Origin of the sequence: Streptomyces luomodiensis (assembly GCF_031679605.1) — a bacterium.
In the GTDB taxonomy this organism is placed as follows: domain Bacteria; phylum Actinomycetota; class Actinomycetes; order Streptomycetales; family Streptomycetaceae; genus Streptomyces; species Streptomyces luomodiensis.
On sequence record NZ_CP117522.1, the window covers coordinates 9,138,626 to 9,160,762 of the forward strand.

19 protein-coding genes are annotated in these 22,137 nt (G+C 72.3%); 11 read left to right on the forward strand and 8 right to left on the reverse strand.

From position 1 onward, the window contains the following. Positions 1-176 precede the first annotated feature (176 nt). The 6 genes from PS467_RS38510 (at position 177) to PS467_RS38535 (ending at position 7,286) form a co-directional block, all read left to right on the forward strand. Positions 177-1,055 (forward strand): MurR/RpiR family transcriptional regulator, encoded by an 879-nt coding sequence (locus PS467_RS38510; protein WP_311039161.1) that lies wholly within the window; start codon positions 177-179, stop codon positions 1,053-1,055. Positions 1,056-1,141: 86 nt separating this feature from the next. Beyond that, positions 1,142-2,029 carry an NAD(P)-dependent oxidoreductase gene (locus tag PS467_RS38515; RefSeq protein ID WP_311039162.1) on the forward strand — a complete coding sequence of 296 codons (888 nt, stop codon included), beginning with the start codon at positions 1,142-1,144 and terminating at the stop codon, positions 2,027-2,029. Next, entirely contained in the window at positions 2,026-3,567 is a 1,542-nt protein-coding gene (locus tag PS467_RS38520; RefSeq protein WP_311039163.1) for an aldehyde dehydrogenase family protein, read from the forward strand. Before PS467_RS38515 ends, PS467_RS38520 begins: the two co-directional genes overlap by 4 nt. Positions 3,568-3,577: 10 nt before the next feature. Then, positions 3,578-4,804, forward strand: coding sequence for an amidohydrolase (locus PS467_RS38525; protein WP_311039164.1), 1,227 nt, complete (start codon positions 3,578-3,580; stop codon positions 4,802-4,804). After that, positions 4,801-6,180 carry a DUF3100 domain-containing protein gene (locus PS467_RS38530; protein WP_311039165.1) on the forward strand — a complete coding sequence of 460 codons (1,380 nt, stop codon included), beginning with the start codon at positions 4,801-4,803 and terminating at the stop codon, positions 6,178-6,180. The genes PS467_RS38525 and PS467_RS38530 overlap by 4 nt, the downstream gene beginning before the upstream one ends. A gap of 143 nt (positions 6,181-6,323) precedes the next feature. After that, positions 6,324-7,286 (forward strand): zinc-binding dehydrogenase, encoded by a 963-nt coding sequence (locus tag PS467_RS38535; RefSeq protein WP_311039166.1) that lies wholly within the window; start codon positions 6,324-6,326, stop codon positions 7,284-7,286. A gap of 27 nt (positions 7,287-7,313) precedes the next feature. Here the strand turns inward: PS467_RS38535 and PS467_RS38540 are convergent, their stop codons facing one another. Further along, positions 7,314-8,300, reverse strand: coding sequence for a zinc-dependent alcohol dehydrogenase family protein (locus PS467_RS38540; protein ID WP_311039167.1), 987 nt, complete (start codon positions 8,298-8,300; stop codon positions 7,314-7,316). 107 nt (positions 8,301-8,407) lie between these two features. Here PS467_RS38540 and PS467_RS38545 point away from each other — a divergent pair, with 107 nt between their 5' ends. The 3 genes from PS467_RS38545 (at position 8,408) to PS467_RS38555 (ending at position 11,482) form a co-directional block, all read left to right on the forward strand. Next, positions 8,408-9,376 (forward strand): AraC family transcriptional regulator, encoded by a 969-nt coding sequence (locus PS467_RS38545; RefSeq protein ID WP_311039168.1) that lies wholly within the window; start codon positions 8,408-8,410, stop codon positions 9,374-9,376. A 52-nt stretch (positions 9,377-9,428) separates the two neighbouring features. Further along, positions 9,429-10,397, forward strand: a complete 969-nt coding sequence (locus PS467_RS38550) for an alpha/beta hydrolase (RefSeq protein WP_311039169.1) — start codon at positions 9,429-9,431, stop codon at positions 10,395-10,397. An 86-nt stretch (positions 10,398-10,483) separates the two neighbouring features. Next, complete coding sequence (locus PS467_RS38555) at positions 10,484-11,482, forward strand: helix-turn-helix domain-containing protein (RefSeq protein ID WP_311039170.1); 999 nt, start codon at positions 10,484-10,486, stop codon at positions 11,480-11,482. Between the two features lie 196 nt (positions 11,483-11,678). Here the strand turns inward: PS467_RS38555 and PS467_RS38560 are convergent, their stop codons facing one another. The 5 genes from PS467_RS38560 to PS467_RS38580 all read right to left on the reverse strand — a co-directional run bounded on the left by PS467_RS38560 (position 11,679) and on the right by PS467_RS38580 (position 16,108). Further along, complete coding sequence (locus tag PS467_RS38560) at positions 11,679-12,611, reverse strand: LysR family transcriptional regulator (protein ID WP_311039171.1); 933 nt, start codon at positions 12,609-12,611, stop codon at positions 11,679-11,681. Between the two features lie 138 nt (positions 12,612-12,749). Next, positions 12,750-13,433, reverse strand: coding sequence for a response regulator (locus PS467_RS38565; RefSeq protein ID WP_311039172.1), 684 nt, complete (start codon positions 13,431-13,433; stop codon positions 12,750-12,752). Further along, positions 13,430-14,602 carry a sensor histidine kinase gene (locus PS467_RS38570; protein ID WP_311039173.1) on the reverse strand — a complete coding sequence of 391 codons (1,173 nt, stop codon included), beginning with the start codon at positions 14,600-14,602 and terminating at the stop codon, positions 13,430-13,432. The genes PS467_RS38565 and PS467_RS38570 overlap by 4 nt, the downstream gene beginning before the upstream one ends. Positions 14,603-14,748: 146 nt before the next feature. Continuing rightward, complete coding sequence (locus PS467_RS38575) at positions 14,749-15,333, reverse strand: DUF1453 domain-containing protein (protein WP_311039174.1); 585 nt, start codon at positions 15,331-15,333, stop codon at positions 14,749-14,751. Between the two features lie 133 nt (positions 15,334-15,466). Beyond that, a complete protein-coding gene (locus PS467_RS38580) occupies positions 15,467-16,108 on the reverse strand; it encodes an MBL fold metallo-hydrolase (protein WP_311039175.1) in 642 nt (213 codons plus the stop codon). Between the two features lie 92 nt (positions 16,109-16,200). Here PS467_RS38580 and PS467_RS38585 point away from each other — a divergent pair, with 92 nt between their 5' ends. Further along, positions 16,201-16,626 (forward strand): MarR family winged helix-turn-helix transcriptional regulator, encoded by a 426-nt coding sequence (locus PS467_RS38585; RefSeq protein WP_311039176.1) that lies wholly within the window; start codon positions 16,201-16,203, stop codon positions 16,624-16,626. 75 nt (positions 16,627-16,701) lie between these two features. On the opposite strand, the gene PS467_RS38590 is transcribed toward PS467_RS38585, so the two are convergent. Then, positions 16,702-17,682 (reverse strand): MBL fold metallo-hydrolase, encoded by a 981-nt coding sequence (locus PS467_RS38590; protein ID WP_311039177.1) that lies wholly within the window; start codon positions 17,680-17,682, stop codon positions 16,702-16,704. A 105-nt stretch (positions 17,683-17,787) separates the two neighbouring features. Between PS467_RS38590 and PS467_RS38595 the strand changes: the two genes are divergently transcribed. Further along, positions 17,788-18,699 carry a LysR family transcriptional regulator gene (locus PS467_RS38595; RefSeq protein ID WP_311039178.1) on the forward strand — a complete coding sequence of 304 codons (912 nt, stop codon included), beginning with the start codon at positions 17,788-17,790 and terminating at the stop codon, positions 18,697-18,699. 188 nt (positions 18,700-18,887) lie between these two features. Here the strand turns inward: PS467_RS38595 and PS467_RS38600 are convergent, their stop codons facing one another. Beyond that, positions 18,888-22,109 (reverse strand): bifunctional cytochrome P450/NADPH--P450 reductase, encoded by a 3,222-nt coding sequence (locus tag PS467_RS38600; protein WP_311039179.1) that lies wholly within the window; start codon positions 22,107-22,109, stop codon positions 18,888-18,890. Positions 22,110-22,137 lie beyond the last annotated feature (28 nt).

Below are 22,137 nucleotides of genomic sequence, written 5' to 3' on the forward strand. Positions count from 1 at the left end.
ATTCGCCCCCGGAGACGGCGACTGTCAACAGTCGGCAGTTGGCAATGCATGCGCTCGTTGTGCGGCCTCACCTTCCGAAGGACTGGCGAAGCGGGTCTTCCTGCAATCGAAATTGCAATGTAGATTGCGGCAATCGCACTTGCAGATCCGCTGACTCACACCTGGGAGCACGGGGCGTGCCTGGAGCACCGGACAACGAGATCCTCGACAATGCCGACACTCAGTGGCTGGGCGACGCCCTGCCCCGCGTACGCCTGTCCAAGGCGCAGTCCCGTGTGGTGGACGTGATCGTCCGCAATCCGCAGCTGGCCTCCTACGCGGACATCGCCGAGATCGCCCAGCGGGCCGACGTCAACAACTCCACCGTGGTGCGGGCCGCCCAGACACTGGGGTACCGGGGCTGGCCGGACCTCCAGCGCGAGCTGCGCGCACGCTACCTGGTGCTGATCTCCACCGAGGAGACGCTCGCCGAGCACGGTGAGCACCGGAGCCCGCTGCACGACGCCCTCACGCACGACATCGACAATCTGCGCCAGACCATGGACAACAACACCGCCGCCGAGGCGGAGGCCGCCATCGCCACCCTGGCCGGGGCCACGTCGATCCTGGTGATCGGTGTCGGGTCCTTCGCCGGTCCGGCCAGTGTCATGGCCCACCTCGGCTCCACCATGGGCTACCCGATCTCCCTGGAGAACCGGGCCGGGGTGCACCTGGCCAGCGCCGTCAACAGCCTCGGCCCCGGCGACGTCCTCGTGGTCGTCAACATGTGGCGGTCCATGAAGCAGGTCATCGCCGCCGCTGAGGCCGCCGCTGAGGCCGGTGCCGCGGTGGTGGCCATCACGGACATGCGCCGGGGCCGGCTGGCCACCACCGTGGCCGACCACCTGCTGATCGTGCCGTCGGAAGGCATCTCCTTCTTCCAGTCCGTCACCGCGGCCACCTCGGTGGTCTACGGCCTGCTGGCCGGGATGCAGGCGGCTCAGCCGGAGCGCAGCCGGGCCGCCATCCGCCGCACCCAGCAACTGTGGAAGGACCTGGACATCTACCTCGAATAGCGGCTGTCGGGCTGCCCCCTGTTCTCCCCGGGCCCCCGGTACCCCCGGGTTTCCCCGGATTCCCCTTCCCCGCGACAGGAGCTCTGATGGACAAGCACATCGCCGTCGTCGGCCTGGGCTCGATGGGCGGCGCCATGGCGTCCGCCCTGCACCAGGCAGGCTGGCAGGTCTCCGGTTTCGACCCCTCGCCCGCCGCGCGCTCGGCCGCGGAAGCGGGCGGTGTCCGCACGGTGGACGACATCGGACACCTGGCGGGAACCCCCTACGTCGTCCTCTCGCTGCCCTCGGCCCGTGTGGTCGAGGAGACCGTGCCGGCCCTGCTGGCCCGTCCGGGCACCATCGCCATCGTCGACACGACGACATCGGAGCCGGCCACGAGCGCCTCCCTCGCCTCCCTGGCCGCGGACCAGGGCGCGGCCTTCGTCGACGCGCCGGTCTCGGGCGGGCGTGACGGGGCCGTGGCGGGCCGGCTGACCGCCTTCGTCGGTGCCACGGCGGAGGCTCTCGACGCGGCCCGGCCCGTCCTCCAGGCCCTGACCGGCGGCCAGTACCAGCACCTCGGGGGCCCCGGCTCCGGCAATGTGGTCAAGCTGCTCAACAACGTCCTGGCCGCGGCCAACCTGGTCTCCGTCGGGGAGGCCCTCGCCGTCGCCAAGGCCTACGGCGTGGATCCCGCGGCGGCGGCGGCCGGCATCAGCGGTGCCTCCGGCGGCAGCAAGGTCTCCGCCGCGATGTATCCGAACTGGGTGCTGACCGGCACCCACGACTCCGGCTTCGCCCTCGGGCTCATGGCCCGTGACGCCGCCCTCGCCATCGAGATCGCCGCCCAGCGGGGTGAGCGGCCGGACCTGCTGGCCGCGGCGAACCAGCGCTGGCAGGACGCGCTGGCCACGCTCGGCCCCGGCGCCGACTTCACCGAGATCGCCCGCACCGTCGCCCCCTCTCTCGTCCGCGAAGGAGCCCCCACCGCATGACCAGCGCAACCGCCACGTCCTCCGCCTCCGCCGCCCGCGCGGCCGTGGACGCCGTCTTCCCCCAGGGCCTCGGATCCTTCCTCGACGGCCGTATCGTCGCCGGAAGCGGCGAGCAGGTCCCGCTCACCGCCGCCGCCACCGGTGAGGAGTTCACCAGCTTCCGGGATGCCGGCCCGGAGGGGGCCGACGCCATCCTGGCCGGCGCCGTCCGCGGGGCCGCGGTGTGGGCCGCGACGGGCGCCTTCGAGCGGGCGGCGATCCTGCGCGAGGTCTCCCGCACCGTTGCCGAGCACGCCGAGGAACTGGCCGTCCTGGAGTCGGTGACCACGGGGAAGCCCCTGCGGGACACCCGGGTCGAGGCCGCCAAGGTCGCCGAGATGTTCGGCTACTACGCCGGCTGGGCGGACAAGCTGACCGGCCAGACCATCCCCGTCCCCGGTGACTGGCACACCTACACCGAGCGCGTCCCGTGGGGCGTGGTGGTGGCCATCACCCCGTGGAACGCGCCCCTGTTCACGGCCGGCTGGAACGCGGCCGCCCCCCTGGCGGCCGGCAACGCCGTCGTCGTCAAGCCCAGCGAGTACACCCCGGTGTCCACCCTCCGGCTGGCCCAGCTGGCGCACCGGGCCGGACTCCCGGAGGGCGTGTTCAACGTCGCCGCCGGGCTCGGCGGCACCGTCGGCGCCGCGCTGACCAGCGATCCGCGCGTCGGGAAGGTCTCGTTCATCGGCTCGGTGGCCACGGGCCGCCGGGTGGCGGTCGCGGCGGCGCGGGCCGGTATCCCCACCGTCCTGGAACTGGGCGGCAAGAGCGCCAACATCGTCTTCGCCGACGCGGACCTGGATCGGGCGGCGGACGGCGCGATAGCCGCCATCTTCTCCGGTGCGGGACAGTCCTGCGTGGCCGGCTCACGTCTGCTGGTCGAGCGCGGCGTCCATGCCGAGTTCGTGGAGCGGGTGGCGGAGCGGGCGGCGCGGCTGCGTCTCGGCGACCCCCTCGACCCCGCCACCGAGGTCGGCCCGATCATCACGGCACCGCAGTTCACCACCGTGACCTCCCTGATCGAGGCGGGAATCGAGGACGGCGGCCGCAGGGTCACCGACGCGGCGCTGCCCGCCCGGCTGACCGGCTCCGCGCTGGCCGGCGGCCACTGGGTCATGCCGACCCTGCTGGACGGCGTCACCCCCGCGAACCGGCTGGAGACGACCGAGGTCTTCGGCCCGGTGGTCGGCGCCGACGCCTTCGACACCGAGGCGGAGGCGATCGAGCGGGCCAATGGCACCGCCTTCGGGCTGGCCGGCGCGGTCTGGACCGGTGATGTCTCCCGCGCCCACCACGTGGCGCGCTCCGTCAACGCCGGCACCTTCTGGATCAACGCCTACAAGACGATCCACGTCGCCGTCCCCTTCGGCGGCTTCGGCGACTCCGGCCACGGCCGGTCCTCGGGCCCCGGCGTGCTGGACGAGTACACGCAGACCAAGGCCGTCTGGGTGCCCACCAGGGCGGCCGGCGCGCCTTTCCCGTCGCTGAGCTACTAGGGAGCACCGGATGGCACTGACGGACCTCGCCGCCGGCTCCGGCCGGCTGAAGACGGACCTCGCCGCCGGCGTCGAGCGCCGGCGGGAACGGGTGCTCGCGCTCTCGCGCCACCTCCACGCCCATCCCGAGGTCTCCTTCGAGGAGACCGGCGCCGCCGAGGCGATCACGGAACTGCTCGCGTGGGGAGGGTTCGACGTCGAGCGCGGCACCGGCGGTCTGCCCACCGCCTTCACCGCCACGGCGGGCACCGGCGAGCTGACGGTGGCGCTCTGCGTCGAGTACGACGCGCTGCCGGAGGTGGGCCACGCCTGCGGACACAACCTCATCGCCGGCGCCTCGCTCGCCGCCGCGCTGGCTCTGGCACCCCACGTCGACGAGCTCGGCATCACGCTCAAGGCGATCGGCACCCCGGCCGAGGAACACGGCGGCGGCAAGGCACTGCTGCTCGAAGCGGGCGCGTTCGACGGAGTGGGACTGGCCTTGATGGTCCATCCCGTCCAGGACGGGGTGACCTACAACCCGGCCGGGACCAGCGCCCAGGCGGTGGGCAGGTTCCGTGCGGTGTTCTCCGGCACGGCGGCCCATGCGGCGGCCGCCCCTCATCTGGGGGTGAACGCCGCCGACGCCGCCGTGCTCAGCCAGGTGGCCGTCGGTCTGCTGCGCCAGCAGATCCCGGGGGACCACCGGGTGGCGCTCTTCGTGGCGGAGGGCGGTATCGCCACCAACGTCATCCCCGAGCGCGCCGTGGTCGACTTCGAGTGCCGGGCCTTCACCCTGCCCGAGTACGAAGCTCTGCTGGCCCGGGTCCGCCGCTGTTTCGAGGGCGCGGCCCTGGCCACGGGCGCGGAGCTGACCATCGAGGCCACCGAACCGCTCTACGAGCCGCTGGTCCAGGACGAGGAGCTGGCCGCACACTGGACCGCGGCCATGCGTGCCTTCGGCCGGGACACCTCGCCCGCGGCGGGGCTGAGCGGCGGCTCGACCGACATGGGAAACATCAGCCAGGTGATCCCCAGCCTCCACCCCTGGCTGAGCATCCCGGGAGCCGACGTGCCCATCCATTCGCACGGCTTCGCGGCCCTGGCCGACACCCCCGAGGCGTACGACGTGATGTTCGAGGCGGCCCTCGCGCTGGCCTGGACCGTCGCCGACGCGACCACCGATCCGCAACAGAAGAAACGTTTCGTCAAAGCGGCCTACCACCGGAACCCCGTGCAGGGAGCACCAGCGACATGACCACCCGGACCGCACCGCCCGAGACCGAACTGAAGCAACCACCCTCCCGGACACTGCCGATCGCCGCCCTGGCACTGGTCATCACCCTGGTCGTCCAGTTCATCGGGCAACTCGACATCAATGTGGGCGTCGGATCCGTCATCGTCTTCCCGATGGTGTGGGGCCTGCTCCTGGGCCTGCTGGTGTCCGTCCAGAAGGTCAAGCCACTGGGCCTGAACGTCCAGAAGGCGGCCGCGGCCCTGGTCGGCGTGGCCGTGATGCTGCTGGTGGCCCGGCTGGCCTTCAACATCGGCCCGAGCCTGCCCACCCTGGTCGACGCGGGACCCGCCCTGCTGCTCCAGGAGATCGGGCACCTCCTGGGGACGGTCGCCCTGGCCCTGCCGCTGGCCGTGCTGCTGCGCATGGGCAAGGCCACCGTGGGCGCCACCTTCTCCCTGGACCGCGAGCCCTCCTTCGCGATGGTCTCGGAGAAGTACGGACCGGACTCGGACCAGTACCGCGGTGTGCTGGCGATGTACGTGTTCGGCACGCTCTTCGGCGCCCTGTTCATCACGCTTCTGACGTCGTTCGTGGCGAACTGGCACATCTTCGATCCGCTGGCCATGGCCATGGGCGCGGGTGTCGGCTCCGGCTCCATGATGGCGGCGTCCTCGGCGAGCATCGTGGCCGCGCATCCGGGCGACCAGGAGGCCATCCTCGGCATGGCCGCGGTGTCCAACCTCATCACCACCGTCCTCGGCGTCTACGTCGGGATCTACATCGCGCTGCCGCTGGCCGACAGGTTCTACCGCGTCCTCACCCGCCGCCGAGCCGCACCCGAGGCCGCGTCCCCCGAGCCGGGCGCGGCGGTGTCCGCCGGCGCGGCTCCCGCCGCTGCCCCGACGGATGACCTCGCGGCCAACCGTGCGTTCCGGGAGCAGGCGGAGCGGGCCTCGGCCGAGGTGAAGCTGCCGCTGTGGCTGTCCCTCCCGGTGCTCACGGTGCTGGGCATCGGCTCCGCCTCGGTGGCCGCCACATCCTTCAGCTGGCGCATCGTCGGCGGCTACGCGGTGCTCCTGGCCCTCGTGCTGCTCGGTCTCGCCCTGGCCAAGGCGAGCCGGAAGATCTCGGCGATCGTGTGGATCACCACCGTGGGCGCGTATCTCTCCAGTCCGTGGTTCTTCGCGGCCGATGCGCTGAACTCGCTGGTGAACTCGGTGGACTTCCTCTCGATCGCCACGATCATGCTGACCCTGGCAGGGCTGTCGCTCGGCAAGGACATCCCGCTGCTGCGGCGTATCGGCTGGAAGATCATCCCGGTTGGGCTGGTCGCGATCACGGCGTCGTTCCTTCTGTCCGTGGTGATCGCCGAGTTCACCCTCGGCCTCTGGAGCTGAACGCTCCACCGAAGCGGTGCCGGCGCGCGGGATGTGGGGCAAACGATCGGCCACCGCTCTCACTTCGGCCGGACGGGCGGTGGTGTCGCTTAGTGTCCGTACATCCCCGACGGAACACCGGTTCCCCTCACCAGGAGGCGACATTGAAAGCGGTTGCGATCCGGACGTTCGGACGTCCCGAGGGCCTGGCGGTCATCGACCTCCCGTCCCCGGCTCCCGCCGGCGGACAGGTGCTGATCACCACCGAGGCGATCGGGGTCGGCGGTGTCGACGCCGTGATCCTCAGCGGTGCGCTCGCCGACTACGGCTTCGAGGAAGGGCACATCCTCGGCAGTGAGGTGGCGGGCACCGTGTCCGCGGTCGGCGAAGGCGTCGACACGTCGTGGCTCGGCCGGCGTGTGTGGGCGTTCACCGGCATGGGCGGTGGCTATGTCGAACAGGCCGTCGTCCCGGTCGAGGCGATCCACCCGCTGCCGGCGGACCTGTCCGCCGCCGACGCGGTGACGCTCGGGAGCTCCGGGATGGTGGCCCACTTCGCCCTGGCCCACGCCCGTTTCGCTCCCGGCGAGTCGGTGCTGGTGCGCGGCGCGGCCGGCAGCCTCGGCATCATGACGGTCCAGCTCGCGGCGCGTGGTGGTGCCGGTGCGGTGGCCGTCACGACGTCGTCGGCCGAGCGCGGCGCTCGCCTGCGCGAGCTCGGCGCGACCCATGTGCTGGACCGGGCCGGTGCGGGAGGTGAGGACGCTCCCGCGGGCTACGACGTCATCATCGACATCGTCGCGGGCGCGGACCTGCCCTCGTTCTTCGCCAAGCTCAACCCGAACGGCCGCATGGTGGCCATTGGCGTGGTGGGCGGCCTGCCGCCCGCGGACTTCGGCGGGGAGATGCTCGCGGCGTTCCGGAAGTCGATGTCGTTCGCCACCTTCAGCGCCGACACCGTGTCCGAGGCCGATCGACGTGCCGTGCGGGCCGAGCAGTTCGCCGCCGCGGTCCGCGGCGAGCTGCGTACGGTGGTGCACCAGCTGCTGCCCTTGGAACAGGCGGTGCTGGCGCACCGGAAGATGGACGCCGGTGAGGTGTTCGGCAGGATCGTGCTGACACCGTAGTCCGCGGACCCCTTGGCGAACCGGCGGTCAGTGGGCGATGACCACCTTGCCGAAGCGCGTTCCCTCCGCGAACCAGGAGAACGCGTCCGGCGTCTCGTCGAACGAGAAGACACGGTCGACGACGGGCCGTAGCCGGGCCTGGCTGATCACCCGGTTCATCCGCTCGAAGTCGCTCCGGCTGCCGACGGTGATCGTCCTGAGCGTCGCGCCACGCTCGAAGAACCGTGTCAGGTCCATACCGCCACCCGACGCGAGATTGCCGACGAGGGAGATCCGACCACCGTAGGCGACGGCGGCGATCGACTGGGAGATGGTTCCGGCGCCGCCGATCTCGACGACGAGATCGACGCCCCGGCCGCCGGTGAGCGCTCGGACCTCTGCCCCCCACTCGGGCGTGCCGAGGTAGTCGACGACGTCGGACGCGCCGAGTTCGCGCAGGCGCCGGGCCTTTTCCGGACGCGATGTCGTGGCCAGCACCCGCGCGCCGGCCAGGCGGGCGAACTGCAACGCGAAGACGGACACCCCGCCCGTTCCCTGGACGAGCAGCGCATCGCCCGGACCGACACCGGACACCGCCGACCACGCCGTGAGCGCGGCACACGGAAGGGTGGCCGCTTCCTCGAAGGACAGATGCTCCGGCACTCCGACCACGCTCTGTTCACCGACGGCGATGAACTCGGTGAGCCACCCGTCGCGTTGCACCCCGTACAGCTCGCCCCACTGAGGGAACGAGCCGTAGAGCCAGGTCGGGTGGAACGTGCTCATGACGCGGTCTCCGACCCGGAACCGCGAGACCCCGTCCCCGACCGCCTCGACGATGCCCGCGCCGTCGGAGAGCGGAACGCGCCCCGGCGGCACCGCGGCCGTGTACTTGCCGGTGGCGATGAGCAGATCCCGCGCGTTGAGCGAGCTGGCCTTCACCCGTACCAGCACCTCGCCCGCCGCCGGAGTCGGCACCGGGCGCTCCGCCGCGACGACCGGGCCGCCCGCACCGTTCACCTGGAAAATCCGCATCGCCTGTCCTTCGTCCGTGGAATCCGAAACTCTCACGGTAGAGGCGAGCGGCTGGACGCACTGTATTCTCGCGTCCGGGATGTGGCGCTGATCGTCCAGGGAGGGGCATGGACCCGATCGACGACCTCCTCACCACGATGAAGATCGAGGACGCGCGGTATGTGCGGGTGGACGCGTACGCACCGTGGGGCATCTCGTTCCCCGCGCGGCACCTCGCCCGGCTGGTGCTGATAGCCGACGGATCGTGCCGGCTCACCACCGACGCCCTGGAGCGGCCGCAGCAGCTGAAGGCGAACGACTGCTTCCTGGTCCGGGCGGGGGTGGCCTTCACGCTCCAGGACGAGCCGGGCAGCGAGGTAGCCGACTGTGACGGGGTGTTCGCCAGTGCGCCCGGCAACTCGGCACGGGCCGGGGGCGACGGCGAGCTGACCCGGATCGTCTCCAGCCGGTTCACCTTCGACGCCGTGGCGGGCGAACCGCTGTTCGCGCTCCTGCCGCCGTTGTTCCGGCTGCGTCCGGACGACGCGGCCGTCCGGCTGCTGCGCGCCACGTTCGATCTGATCGAACAGGAGAGCGCGGCGGGCGGAATCGGTTCCGGCTTCGTGATGAGCCGTCTGTCCGACGCGTTGTTCGTCCAGGCGATGCGCGCCTGTTGTACGTCGGTCGGCGGTGGCGCCGTGGGGTGGCTCGCCGCCCTGCGGGACCCGCGGCTGGCCCCCGCCCTGCGGGAGATGCACGCGGACCTGGCCCATCCGTGGACGGTCGGCGAACTCGCCCGCACGGCGGGGATGTCACGCTCGGCGTTCGCCGTGCTGTTCAAGGAGAAGGCGGGGGACACCCCGCTGAGCTACCTCACGGCGTGGCGCATGTACCGGGTGAAGACCCTGCTCCAGGAGACGCCGCTGAGCGTTCAGGAGATCGCCGTCCGAGTCGGCTATGACACCGGTTCCGCACTGAGCCGGGCGTTTCTGCGCCGGGAGGGCATCGCCCCCGGAGCGTGGCGGCAGTCGCGTCCCGCCGGTCGGCGGGTGGCGGCCGTCGCTTGGCGGGAAGATCACGGCCCGTCCCGTGCTTGAGGATGGTGGCGCGGTCCTCGACGAGGGCCTATGACCCGCGAAAGGTTGGAACATGTACAGCGCACCGCCGTTCGACGCCGAACTCGCCGCCGCCCTCGCGGCCACCGGACAGGATTCGATCGCCACCGGTATCACCCGGGAGACCATCGCGGCCCACAGGGAGGCACTTCTGGCGGACGTTCCCTCCATCGAGGAGCTGTCCCAGGACGGCGCCTTCGACGTCGAGGAGCGCACGGTGCCCGGACCCGAAGGCGCCCCCGACATATCGCTGCTGATCCTGCGTCCGACGGGATGGACCGGCGCGCGCCCCGTCGTCTACCACACCCACGGTGGTGGGCTGATCATGGGCAACAACCGCTTCGGCATCGAGCAGGTCACCCAGTGGGCGCTGGAACTCGGTCTCGTCGTGGTCTCGGTGGAGTACCGGCTGGCGCCGGAACACCCCTACCCCGCGGGGCTGGACGACGCGTACGCCGGTCTGCTCTGGACGGTGCGGAACGCCGAGAGCATCGGCGGCGACCCCCGCCGCGTCCTCGTCGCCGGCGGCAGTGCCGGCGGCAACCTGGCGGCCGCGCTCGCGCTGCTGGCCCGGGACCGGAAAGAGGTCGAACTCCTCGCCCAGGTGCTGATCTACCCCATGCTCGACGACCGGAACGAGACGGTCTCGGCGCACCAGATGGCCGGACGGGGAGCGTGGGACCGGGTCTCGAACGACACCGCCTGGACCGCCGTGCTGGGCAGCGCCCGCAGAAGCGACGACGTGCCCGCGTACGCGTCGCCCGCCCGGGAGACGGACCTGGCCGGTCTGCCGCCGGCCTTCCTCGAGGTCGGTGCCGCCGAGACCTTCCGTGACGAGGTCGTGGCCTACGCCGGGCGGATCTGGGCCTCGGGCGGCGAAGCCGAGCTGCACGTGTGGCCCGGTGCCTTCCACGGGTTCGACGTCTTCGCGCCCCACGCCGCCATCTCGCAGGACGCGTGCAACGCCCGCCTGCGCTGGTTGAGGAGGCTGCTCGGTGAGTGAGCGGGTGCGCCGGCCACGTGGCCGGGGCCCGGCGGCGGGGTGCCCGGCGGCGGCCCGGGACCGGCGCGGGCGGAGGGCGTGAGGTCATGCAGAGCCTAGCCGAGCGGGTGGCCGCGCTGGACCCGGACGCCGGGTCCGCGGTAGGCGTCATCGCCTACTTCGACCAGCTCATCGAGCGTCGGGCCGGCCTCGAGGCGGTCGTACGCGGCGCCGCGGTCCTGTCCGGGGCGGTGGCCCGCCTCGACGACCCGGACCGGAGGGTGCGCATCCGGGTGACTCCCGACGGCCGGCGGACGGACGACGACCCACCGGTGCGGCCGGAATGGCCCTCGGTCCCGGTCTTCCCGGGCGAGGCGGCGGCGGTCCGGCTCGAGAGCACCCGGAAGTCCGTCGTCCACGACCTGATCCTGGAGCGGGCGGCCCTGGTCGCGGGCGTCGTCACGGTGCGCGTGCGGGGGCGAGCGCCCGTGGCGGCCGACCCTGACGACCCGGCTCTGACCGAGACGGTGGTGGATCCGGAGGCATCCGAAAGCACCCGTCTCCTCGCGGCCGAGGCGCTCGGGCTCTCCGCGCACGCGCAGGCCCGCGCCGTCGCGCGCGTCGGGGGAGTGATGCACGTCCAGTCGGCCGAGGTTCCCGTCTCCTCGCTGCCGGGCCGCATAGGCGTCGGCCCGGCCGTGCCCGTCCTGGAGCTGCCGCGGTCGGCGACCGCGGCCCGCACGGCCCTGCGGTTCACCGCGGACGGCACGGCGCACGACCCCGGACCCCGGATCGTCCACGCCGACGAGCTGGGCGGCCTCGACATCCTCGCGCGCGCCCTCGACGCGGACACCCCGCCCCCGCCCGACGTCGCGACCCTGCTCCGCGAGGCGGCCGAAACCCCCTGGCTGTTGCAGACGTTGAGCGTCGTGTCCCATGCGGCGAGCCTGCGGAGTGCCGCCGGTGAACTCCATCTCCACCACTCCACACTCCAGGAGCGGATCAGCTACGCCGAACGAAGACTCGGCTGGCCACTGCGTACCCCCGCGGGCCGGCTGCGCCTCCAATTGGCCCTCGCGGCCAGACTGCTGACACGACGCCCCTGAGCGCTTCGGGCAGCCGTCCCCGCGCCATGGCCGTTCATCCGCATCCCACCGCTGAGGCGGATGAGCCGGATGGGAGCCAAGTGGCAGATATATGCAAGGTTTGCTGCCTGGAACGGGTACTTCCGCACCTATTCCGTGCCACACTGGTGGTGGCCCTCACCGCATCCCCCGTCGGTGAGGGCCACTCACTGAACACCTAGCCGCTGGGCATGAGGTGTTTCCGCGCGGATTCCCGGAAGTGCGCGATGAGCGGGTTGCGGTCGTCGCCGCGGGTGACGACGGCCACCTGGCAGGGTTCGATGCCGTGGATGGGGATGGTGGCGACGTCGTCCCGCAGTGTGCTGCGTCGATCGCCGGCGGGCAGGACGGCGACGGCCCGGCCCTCCGCGACGAGTTCGAGCTTGTCCTCGAAGGTGTCGATGACCAGGGGGCCAAGTGGTGCCGGGCGGCCGTCCGGGCGGGGTTCCAGCCGCCAGAATCCGGTCCACGTGGCGGCGGGGCCGGTGCAGGGCACGAGGGGCTCGTCGGTGAAGTCGTCCGGGGTGATCGACTCCTTGCCGGCGAGGCGGTGGGCGGCGGGTACGAGGAGCACACGCGGTTCGTCGTAGAGGACGGTCAGGCGCAGGCCATCGGTCGGGAACGGGAGCGGCGCTCGGGCGACGAGTGCGTCGACCCGGCGGTCGGGCAGGGCGCGGCCGTCGTTCCACTCCAGGTGGCGGGTGGTGACGTGGGCGTCGGGGTGGCGGCGGCGCAGATCCCGTACGGCGGGGGTGATGACGAGGTCGTCGACGTAGCCGATGGTGATCGCGCGGGGCGGTGCGGCGGCGCGTGCGGTGAGTGCCGCCTGGTGGGAGGTGTGCAGGAGCGCCTGTGCCTGGGGGAGGAAGGCGGCGCCGGCCGCGGTGAGGCGGCTGCCCTGGGGAGTGCGCTCGAGCAGGCGCACCCCGAGCACGTCCTCCAGCCGCTGGATCTGGCGGCTCAGGGACGGCTGGGCGAGATGCAGTGCCGCGGCGGCTCGGGCGAAGTTCAGATGCTCGGCGACGACCGTGAAGTACCGCACCAGCCTCAGGTCGAGATCCGCGCCGGGATCGAGATGGACCGGTGGCGAGGGCGGGGCGGCGGCACGCATGCCGCCACTGTATCCGTGATGCCGGTCCCCGGCCGTCGTCCGGCGGCCGGCTCCCATCCCGGGGAGGCCCGGTGCGGCGCCGCCGCTAAAGCCGGCACCGCACCCCAGCGCCCGCCGCCTGGTTCGCGGCCGCACACCTCATCCACCGGCCTTGACCAGCCCGTGCACGAACGCGTATTTCACCGCCTGTGCCCGGTCGCGCAGATGGGCCTTGGCGAAGACGTTGTTGATGTGGGTCTTCACCGTGGCCTCGCCGACCACCAGCCGCTCGGCGATCGCCCGGTTGGTCAGGCCCTCGCCGATGAGGGTGAGCACCTCGATCTCCCGGGGCGTGAGGCCGGGGGCGAGGCCGGAGACCGGCTGCTCGGCCGGGGCGCTGTTCTTGATGGCGGCGGCCAGCAGCCGGTCCCGCACGGCGGGGTCGAGGACGGACTGCCCGGCGGCGGCGACCCGCACCGCGCGGGCGATGTCCTGGCGGCCGGATTCCTTGGTCAGGTAGCCGCGGGCTCCGGCGCCGAGCGCGGCGAGGATGTACTGCTCGTCGGCGAAGGTGGTGAGCACCACCACGGCGACGGCGGGGAAGCGCTCGGTGATCAGCCGGGTGGCCTCGACCCCGTCCACCCGCGGCATGTTGAGGTCCATCAGGACCACGTCGGGGCTGTGCTCCGCGGCGGCCGCCAGGGCCTGCTCGCCGTCCCGGGCCGTGGCCACCACCTCCAGGTCCGGTTGCAGGTCGAGCACCGTCGCCAGCGCCTCGCGGATCGCGGTCTGGTCATCGGCGACGACCACCCGTACCGGCCGTACCGGCTCTTCGTCGCTCATGTCGGTATCACCACGTGCACGCGCCATCCTCCTGCGTCGTCGCCGTCCACGACCGGCCCGGCCGCGACCGTACCCGCGACCAGTTCGAGGCGCTCGCGCATGCCGACCAGCCCCATGCCGCCGCCGGCGCCGGCCAGTGGCCGGGAACCGCCCGGCGGCGCGGCGTTCACGACCTCCAGGACGGTTTCGCGCCGCCGGTACTCCAGGAGCATGCGGACCGCCGCGCCCGGTGCGTACTTGTGCGCGTTGGTCAGCGCCTCCTGGGCGCAGCGCACGAGCACCTGGGCGAGGCGCACGGGCAGTTCCCGCGGCGTCCCGTCGACCCGCAGCGTACCGGAGCCGGGGCTGCCCGCAGCCGACCCGAGCATCGAGCGCAACGTCTCCACCAGCGGCAGCGCGTCCTCGCGCAAGTCGCGGACGGTGCGCTGCACTTCGGTCAGCCCCTCGCGGACCAGGCTCTGGGCCCGCTGGGCGGACTCCCGGGCCCGCGCGACGTCGCCGGCCTCCAGCAGCGCGTCGGTGACCTCCAGTTGCATGTTGACGCCGGCCAGCGAGTGGGCCAGCACGTCGTGCACATCGCGGGCGATGCGGGCGCGCTCGGCCAGCGCCTGTGCGCGGGCCTCGGAGCGCGCGGCGAGTTCGGCCTGCTCGGCCGCCGCCCGCGCCGAGCGAAGCGCCTCGGCGCGGGAGCGGTTGACCAGACCGGGCAGCACGGAGACGCCGGTGAACGCGCCCAGGTACCACGAGGTGTGCTGGTGGCCGGCGCCCAGCGGGAAGTACAGCACGCCCGCGCACAGCGCACTGGTGAACGCCGCCAAGGTCATCGAGGGCCGTAGCGCCAGACGGAACCCGGCGTGGCCGGTGGCGGAGAACGCGAACACCGCCGCCGCGCCGGAGTGGTCCACGCTCAGCAGGGCGGCCGCGCTGACCGCCTGGACGGCCAGCAGCACGGTCAGCCGGCGCGACGTCAGCCTGGTCTCGGGGAGCAGCCGGGCGCACAGCAGCAGCGAGTTCCACCCGAGCAGGCACAGGACCGCCAGACCGGTGCCGGAGGTCCCGACCGGTCGCACCAGGACCGCGCACACGGCCGCACCGATGGCGGTGGCGAAGAAATGGGAGAGGTTGTGGTCCGTCGCGAGCCAGCGCATCGCGGCTTGAAGTCGGTTCACTGGACTCGCTTCCCGCGGTCGGCGTTACGGGGCGGAAAACTACCAGCGCCGCCGGCGGTGGTCCGCCGGCGGCGCTGGTGCGCGGACGGGGCGGGTGGTCTCCTGACACCGGGCGGCCGCCGCACGGTTGCCCCGCCCCGGTGCCGTCACCAGTCGCGCGGTCCCCACGGCCGCTGCCCGCCGCCCCCGGCGTCGCGCACCCAGCCGCGGACCTGGTCGAACGCCGGCGATGTGCGGTGCGGCGTACCGTCTTGGCCCTTCTCCCACACCACCGTGGACCCGGTGCGCATCGCCCGGCCCAGCACCACCAGCGTCTCGGCCAGCACACCGAGTCCGATGGACAACAGCACGGCCTGGTTGGCCGCGTGCGCCGACGCGGGCGACACCGCGTGTTCGACCGGGATCATCGCCACCTTCAGTACCCCGTTCACCAACCACAGCAGCAGTGTGCTGACGCGGTATCGCATCCACAGCACACCGTCGCGCTCGCCCAGGTGGACGGTGGTGCCGCGAAGGAGGCCCACGACCACGCTCAGCAGGCAGCCGGCCGCGATCAGGGCGATGGCGGCCGCGCTGAGCGGAAGGGCGTCGCGCACCCGGAACACTCCCACGACGCTCAGCACCACCGGAGCCACCAGCATGGCCTTGGCCTGCAACAGTTCGCCGATCATCCGGCGAGCGAGGACGTAACCGACGCCGCCTACGATGAGGACGATGTCCAGGGGACTCATCTCGGCCCTTCCCACGTGCGTTTCCCGGGTGTTTCCCGCTGATACCGGAACGCTAGGGATCGCGCCGCCGAAGCTGCTCCACCCCTGGGTGGAGCTTTGGGGTGGAGCATCGCCTGCCGAGGGTTCGAGGCCCTCAGCCGATCTGCGCGGTCGCGCCCGAGGTCAGGCGGTGGTAGCGGGCCGCGGTGCCAGGGCCTTGGTCGCCCAGGAAACCGCCGACCATCGCGGTGCCGATGTCGTTGAGGGCGCCGTCGTGGATGGCGTAGGCGTCCCGCGGGGCGACCTCGCGGACGTAGTCGATCAGGTGGCCGACGGTGGACCAGGGGGCGTGCACCGGCAGCAGCAGCGTGCCGACGGGGGCGTCGGGGACGGTCAGGGCGTCTCCGGGGTGGAAGAGGACGTCGTCGATGAGGAACCCGATGTTGGCGATGCGCGGGATGTCGGGGTGGATGACCGCGTGCCAGGTGCCGTGGACCGTCACATCGAAGCCGGCCGCGGTGAACGCCTCGCCTTCGCCGACGACGGTGACCCGGGTGCCGAGGCCGTCCAGCCGCTTGGCCACGGAGGAGTTGGTCCAGATGCGCAGGCGCGGGTTGTTCTCGGCCGCCCGGCGCAGCGTCTCCTCCGCGAAGTGGTCGAAGTGTTCATGCGTGACCAGGACCGCGTCGGCGCCGTCCAGGGCCTGCGGTTCGGTCAGACCGCCCGGGTCCACGGCCAGGCGGCGGCCGTCCTTCTCGACGCGGACGCAGGCGTGGCCGAACTTGGTGAGTCGCATGGTGGGCATCCTTCCAACGGGAGAAACTATACAACCAAGGTGTACAAATAAACTGTACAGCTTTCTTCCATGGAGCTGGATAGGATGCGCGCATGGACGAAGAAGTGCTGGCCGAGGAGGTGCGGCAGTCGATCGGGGAGCTGGTCCGGGCGGTACGCGTCGTGGACACCATGCCTCCCGGTGAGGCGGCCGTCCTCGGCTTCCTCGACCGCAGCGGCCCCCTGACCACGGCCGACCTCGCCCACCGGCGCGGGGTGACGCACCAGTCGGCCGCCAAGTCCGTGAAGGAACTCATCGGCGGCGGCCTGGTGCGCACCGAACCCCACCCCAGCGACGGCCGCAAACTCCTGGTGCACATCACCGACGCCGGACGCGCCCGCCTGCGCCGCGAACGCGCCCAGCGCACCCACGCCCTCGACGCCGCCATCCGCGACACGTTCAGCCCCGAGGAGCAGGAGCGCCTGCGTGACTGCGTCGCCCTGCTGTCCCGCCTGACCGCACGCCTGACCGGCCGCTGACCAGTCGGCCGTCGAACAACCGGCCCTCGAACGACCGCCGGCTGGACGACACCCGCGGACCGGCCACGCGGCCGGTCACGGCCCCAGCAGGAAGGTGCTGCCCACCGCGTTCGGCAAAAAGGCATCCGGCAGCCGGGTCGCCAGCGCCTGCTGCGCCGTCCAGCTCGTGCAGTGCGCCGGAACCACGACCTCGGGTGCCTCGGCGACCAGCTCGTCGACCGTGCGGTCGACGACCGGCCCGAACCGCAGGTGCAGGCCGCCCAGAACCGCGTACAACCGGTGGACTCCCGTCACCTCCCGGGCATGCCGGACGATGTTGATGATCCCCGCGTGCCCACATCCCGTCAGGATCACCAGCCCCTTGCCCCGTACGTGGAGAACGGCGGCTTGATCGTCCTCGATGAGCTCGTCCGGCGCCCATTCTCCGTCCAGGCACGCCTGGTGGCCCGCCATGCCCACCTCGAAATCAGTGGTTCGCCCGACCTCTCCGGTGATCAGGAGGAAGTCGTCGAGCAGCAGGGACGGGCGTCGTTGTTCGATCACCGTGAAGCCGGCTCCTTCGATGGCCGCGCGGCTCGGTGTCGGAAGGTCCAGCACACCGCCCGGACCGGCGATCCGGCGCCGTCGCCACGCGTCGGGGTGGAGCAGCACCGGCATCGCCGGCCGCCCGATCCGGTTCACCAGCCCGTGCAGACCCGTCACATGGTCGAAGTGTCCATGGCTCAGGACGATGGCCTCGAAGGTGTCCGGGTGCACGCCGAGGCGATCGAGATTGCCGATCAGGCCGTCGGTGGTCGCACCGGCGTCGAACAGGATCCGCCGGCCGCGACCGCCGGTCTCGATGTCCACCATCGCCGAGAAGCCGTGCTCGGCCCGGAGCACGTCGAGCGTGGCGCCCGTGACGGTCATCCCGGCCGGGGCCACGGGCAGCGGCCCCCCGGCGCCGGCCAGGCCCCAGCGCCGTACGAGACGTCCGTCCGGCAGCAAGGCGTCGCTGGAACTGTCGATCAGTGTCGTCACCCGCGCGGCATCGACCGGGCGTAGCGGAACGTGCACGATTCCTCCCTCTGCTCTGTACCGCACCGATGCCACCGCACGGTGCGCCACCCGGTCCAGGACCGTTCCGCTTCCGCCCCGAGCGCTTCGATATCGTGACTGGTCATGGACCTACGGCAGCTTCGGTATTTCGTTGCCGTGGCCGAGGAGTTGCACTTCGGCCGCGCCGCCGCCCGCCTGCACATGTCGCAGCCGCCGTTGAGTCAGCGCGTCCGGGAGCTGGAGGAGGAACTCGGCTGCCGGTTGCTGGAACGGTCCTCGCACGGTGTGCGGCTCACCGACGGCGGCCGGATCCTGCTCGCCGAGGCGAAGGAGATCCTGGAACGCGCCGAGCGGGCGAAGGAGAAGGTGAGACGGAGCGCCGGACACCGTACGGTCGTGGTGGGCGCCGTCGCCGGTGCCGGACTGGCCCTCGACGACCGGGTGCGGGAGACGTTCCGCCGACGGCGGCCACAGGCGGCTGTCCGGCTGCGGGAGTGCGGACTGACCGATCCGAGCGCGGGCCTGCGCACCGGTCAGGTGGACATGGCTCTCACCCGTCTGCCGTTCGACACCACGGGCATCGCCGTCCGGGTTCTCTACGAGGAACCCCTGGTGGCCGTCGTGCCCGCCACGGACCCCTTGGCCGAATCGGCCCAGGTCGACGTCGCGGACCTGCGCGGGCGCATGGCGTTCCGGCTGCCGCCGGGCACCGATCCGCGGTGGCGTGACTTCTGGCTCGCCACCGACGCCGACGAGCCGGACACGCCCGTGGTGAGCACCATCGGTGAGTGTCTGCACGCGGTCGCCTGGCGATCGGCCGTCGGTCTGCTCCCGGCGGCCGCGGCCCGCCACCACGCGGCGCCGGGCGTCAGCTTCGTACCCGTGACCGGTCACCGGCCCAGCCGTGTGGTGGTCGCCTGGCGCGCCGGGGAGGTGGACAGGCTCGTCCTCGACCTGATCGACATCGTCGGTGGCGGCCCGGAAACCGGCCGTGCGCCGTCCCGCGCGGTGCGGCGCGTTCGCTATCCGGGCTGACCCGTGCGGCCCGCCGCCGGACCGTGCGGTGCGTGGTGGATCGCGCGAGACGGCGTGTTCGGCCGCGCGGCGGGCACCCCGTGCGGAGAAAGGCCGGCCGCGCGGGCGCGGCCGGCCTTTCCGGCTGCCGGCAGCCGGACCCGGGCCGGTGACAACGGCTGGGTCCGGTACGCCAAGCGGTGCGCGGCTCAGCCGGCCGCGTAGACGTCCTCGACGTAGCGGCCCTCGGCCACCAGCGAGTCGAGCCACTCGGCGGCGGCCGCGGCGTCCGCACCGGGAGTGTGCTGGACGTAGATGGCCCGGAAGGCGTCGCGCACGCCCGGGGCCATCCGGCTGCCGTCGCCGCACACATAGACCTTGGCGCCGGCCCCGAGCAGCTCCCAGACCTCGTCGGCCTCGGCGGCGATCCGGTGCTGGACGAACCTCTGGCCGTCGACCGGGGCGTGGCTGAACGCCGGGCGCATCCGGACCGCGCCGGCCAGCTCGGCGGTGCGCAGTTCATCGGCGTGCAGATAGTCGGCGTCCGGGGCGTCGCAGCCGAAGTAGCAGAGCGCCGGGGCGAGTTTGGTGTCGTTCACCGCGAGGGCGAGCCGGTCGGCGACGGTACCCCGGAAGGGAGCCAGGCCGGTGCCGGCCGAGACCATGATCAGCGGGGTCTCGGCGTCATGGCTGATCCGGAAGACCTCGCGGCACGGCTGTATCCGGGCGTACACGGTGTCGCCGGGGCGGACGGTGTGCAGATAGCCCGAACCCGTGCCGCGGAAGTCGCCCCGGCCCGAGCGCGCGGGCGCCTGGAGCAGGGAGACCATCAGGTCGACATGGTGCGGATCGTTCGCCGGTGAGGACGAGACCGAGTAGTGGCGCGGCCGGATCGGGGGCAGCAGCTCCAGCAGCACCGGCCAGGACAGGAACTCGCCCAGCGCGGGGTTGTCCTCGATCACGTCGAGCAGGGTGCGGTGGTCCGCGGCGAGCGCCTCGGCGTCCTCGGCCAGGGCCCGCAGCGCTGTCCGCTCGGGCGGGCAGGGGTTGAGCTCGGCCAGGACGGCCAGCTGCTCGGCGGTCGGGCGGTCCTGGAGTTCGACGTACCGGGTGAGCAGTTCGCGCACGGTCACCGGCCGGTCGACCGCGATGCCGTCGCGGCGCGGGCGGCTCGCGGAGATGTTGAGGACGGTGTCCAGGTCGGCGCGCAGGATCCGGGCGGCGCGTGTCACCAGGGCGGGGTCGTTCGCCGGGAGCACGGTGAAGTGGTCCGCGGTGCGGTACGTCATGCCCTCGGGCAGGGCCAGGCGGACGAGGCGCTTGGCGCGCGGGTGGTCCGGCCGGGTGAGGCCGCCGGTCTCGGTGACGGTCATCGGCGTCATGCCGTGGCGCTCCGCCAGTGCGTCCAGGGGACCGCCGGTGACCTCGGTGACCGTGTACGCCGGGGTGTCCGGCACCGCCTCGGGAGCGGCGCCGACCGTGCCGGGGTCGCCGTACCGCTCAAGGACACGGGTGCGCAGCGCGGCGGTGAACGCCTTGACCGCGCCGCTCAGGTCCCCGGAGGCGTCGCCTTCGGCGCGCTCCAGCAGCCGGGTTCCGCCGAGAGCGGCGAGCCGGTCGTCGATGAGGGTGGGGATGTGCTGGTAGGTGGCGGACCAGTTGCGGTCGCCGACACCGAGGACGGCGTAGGTGACGCCGTCGGCGGCGCCGGGTTCGGCGGTCCTCAGCCACTGGACGAAGGCGGCCGCGTCGTCGGTGGCCTGGCCGTTGTACGAGGCGGCGGTGATCACCACCGGGCGGTCGGTGGGCAGGGCTCCGGCGTGGGCGTCGAGCGGGGCGACGGCGGTCTCGCAGCCGAGCGTGGCGGCGGTGTCCGCGAGCTGCGCGGCGAAGCCGCGGCAGGTGCCGTAGTTGGAGCCGTGCAGCAGGAGCATTCCGGTGCCCTGGTGCACCCGGGTGGGCAGGCCGCTGTCGTCGGCCGACGCCTCCTCATCGGGCGCCGCGGCGCCGACGGGCAGGGCGGCGCGGTTCGCCTCCCGGTCGGCCGCGGTGCGTGGGGCGAGTGTGAGGGTGAAGCCCTCGGGCTTGATGGTGAGCGTCTGCTTGAGGTGCAGCCGGTAGTCGGCGTGGTCCAGCAGCCGGTAGCGGTGGACCAGCATGCCCAGCAGCATGGTGGCCTCGTGCAGGGCGAACTGCCGCCCGATGCAGGCCCGTTCACCGGTGCCGAACGGCTTGAAGGCGTGCGGGGACCGCGCCGCCTCCGCCTCGGGGGCGAACCGGGAGGGGTCGAACAGCTCGGGGTTGTCGCCCCAGACCGGGTCCCGGTGCAGCATCGGGGTCAGCACCGCCGCCCACTGTCCGGCCCGCATCGGGATGCCGCCCAGCGTGGTGTCGTGGCGGGCCTGGCGGGTGAACCCCACGGCCGGCGGGAACAGCCGCAGCGTCTCGTTGAGCACCTGGTGGGTGTAGTGCAGGCGGCCGATGTCCTCAAACGTCGGCTCGGGGTCGGGGTCGTCGCCCCACAGTTCGTCCACCTCGCGCTGCACCAGCCGCAGCGCGGCCGGGTGCTTCACCAGGTTGTACAGGGCGAAGGACAGGGTGCCGGAGGTGGTCTCGTGGCCGGCGATCAGGAAGGTGATGACCTGGTCGCGGATGTTCGCCAGGTCCAGGGTGGTCCCGTCGGAGGGGTGGGTGGCGCCCAGCATCAGCCCCAGCAGGTCCTCGTGCTCGGGGGGTCGCGCGCCCGGCGCGGTACGCGCCGCGATGACCTCGTCGACCACCTCGGCCAGGAAGCCGGCGTCGGCGCGGAACGCCGCGTCGGTCTCCGTGTAGTCCACGCCCGGGGTACGGCTCTGCCTGGTCATCGCCCAGTACAGGCAGCGCACCAGGGAGTCGACGAAGGGGTGCGGTTCGGTGCGGCTGAACGAGCCGAAGTCGAACCCGAAGCCGGCCAGACCGATGGTGTCCAGGGTCATCCGTGTCATGTCGTCGGGCACGTCGACCGGGGCGCCGGCGGCGGAGCGGCGGTCCCATGAGTCGATCAGACGGCGGGCGACACGCAGCATCACCGGGTGATAGGTGCGCATCGAGCCGAGGGCGAAGGCGGGCATCAGGATGTCGTGCGCCTTGGCCCAGTTGGGCTCGTCGCTGTACGCGGTGAACAGGCCGTCGTGGGCGAACTCGCGGACGTTCTCCAGGGACGGCCCGATGGACTTGGTGAAGCGCTTCTCGTCGGAGAGCTCGGTGACCAGATCCAGGCTGCTGATGAAGAGACTGTCCTGGCCCTGCCGACGCTGGACGAAGGCCGGGCCGTGCTGCCGGGCCAGTTCCATGGTCTGGAGGACGGGTGTGTCCGTCGGGGCGTCGGAGACGTCGATGACGGGGATCTCGCCGTGGCTCTCGGACGGCGGGGGGAGAAGCGACGCGGGCATGCAGGCTAACCGCTTTCTGTGAATCGTG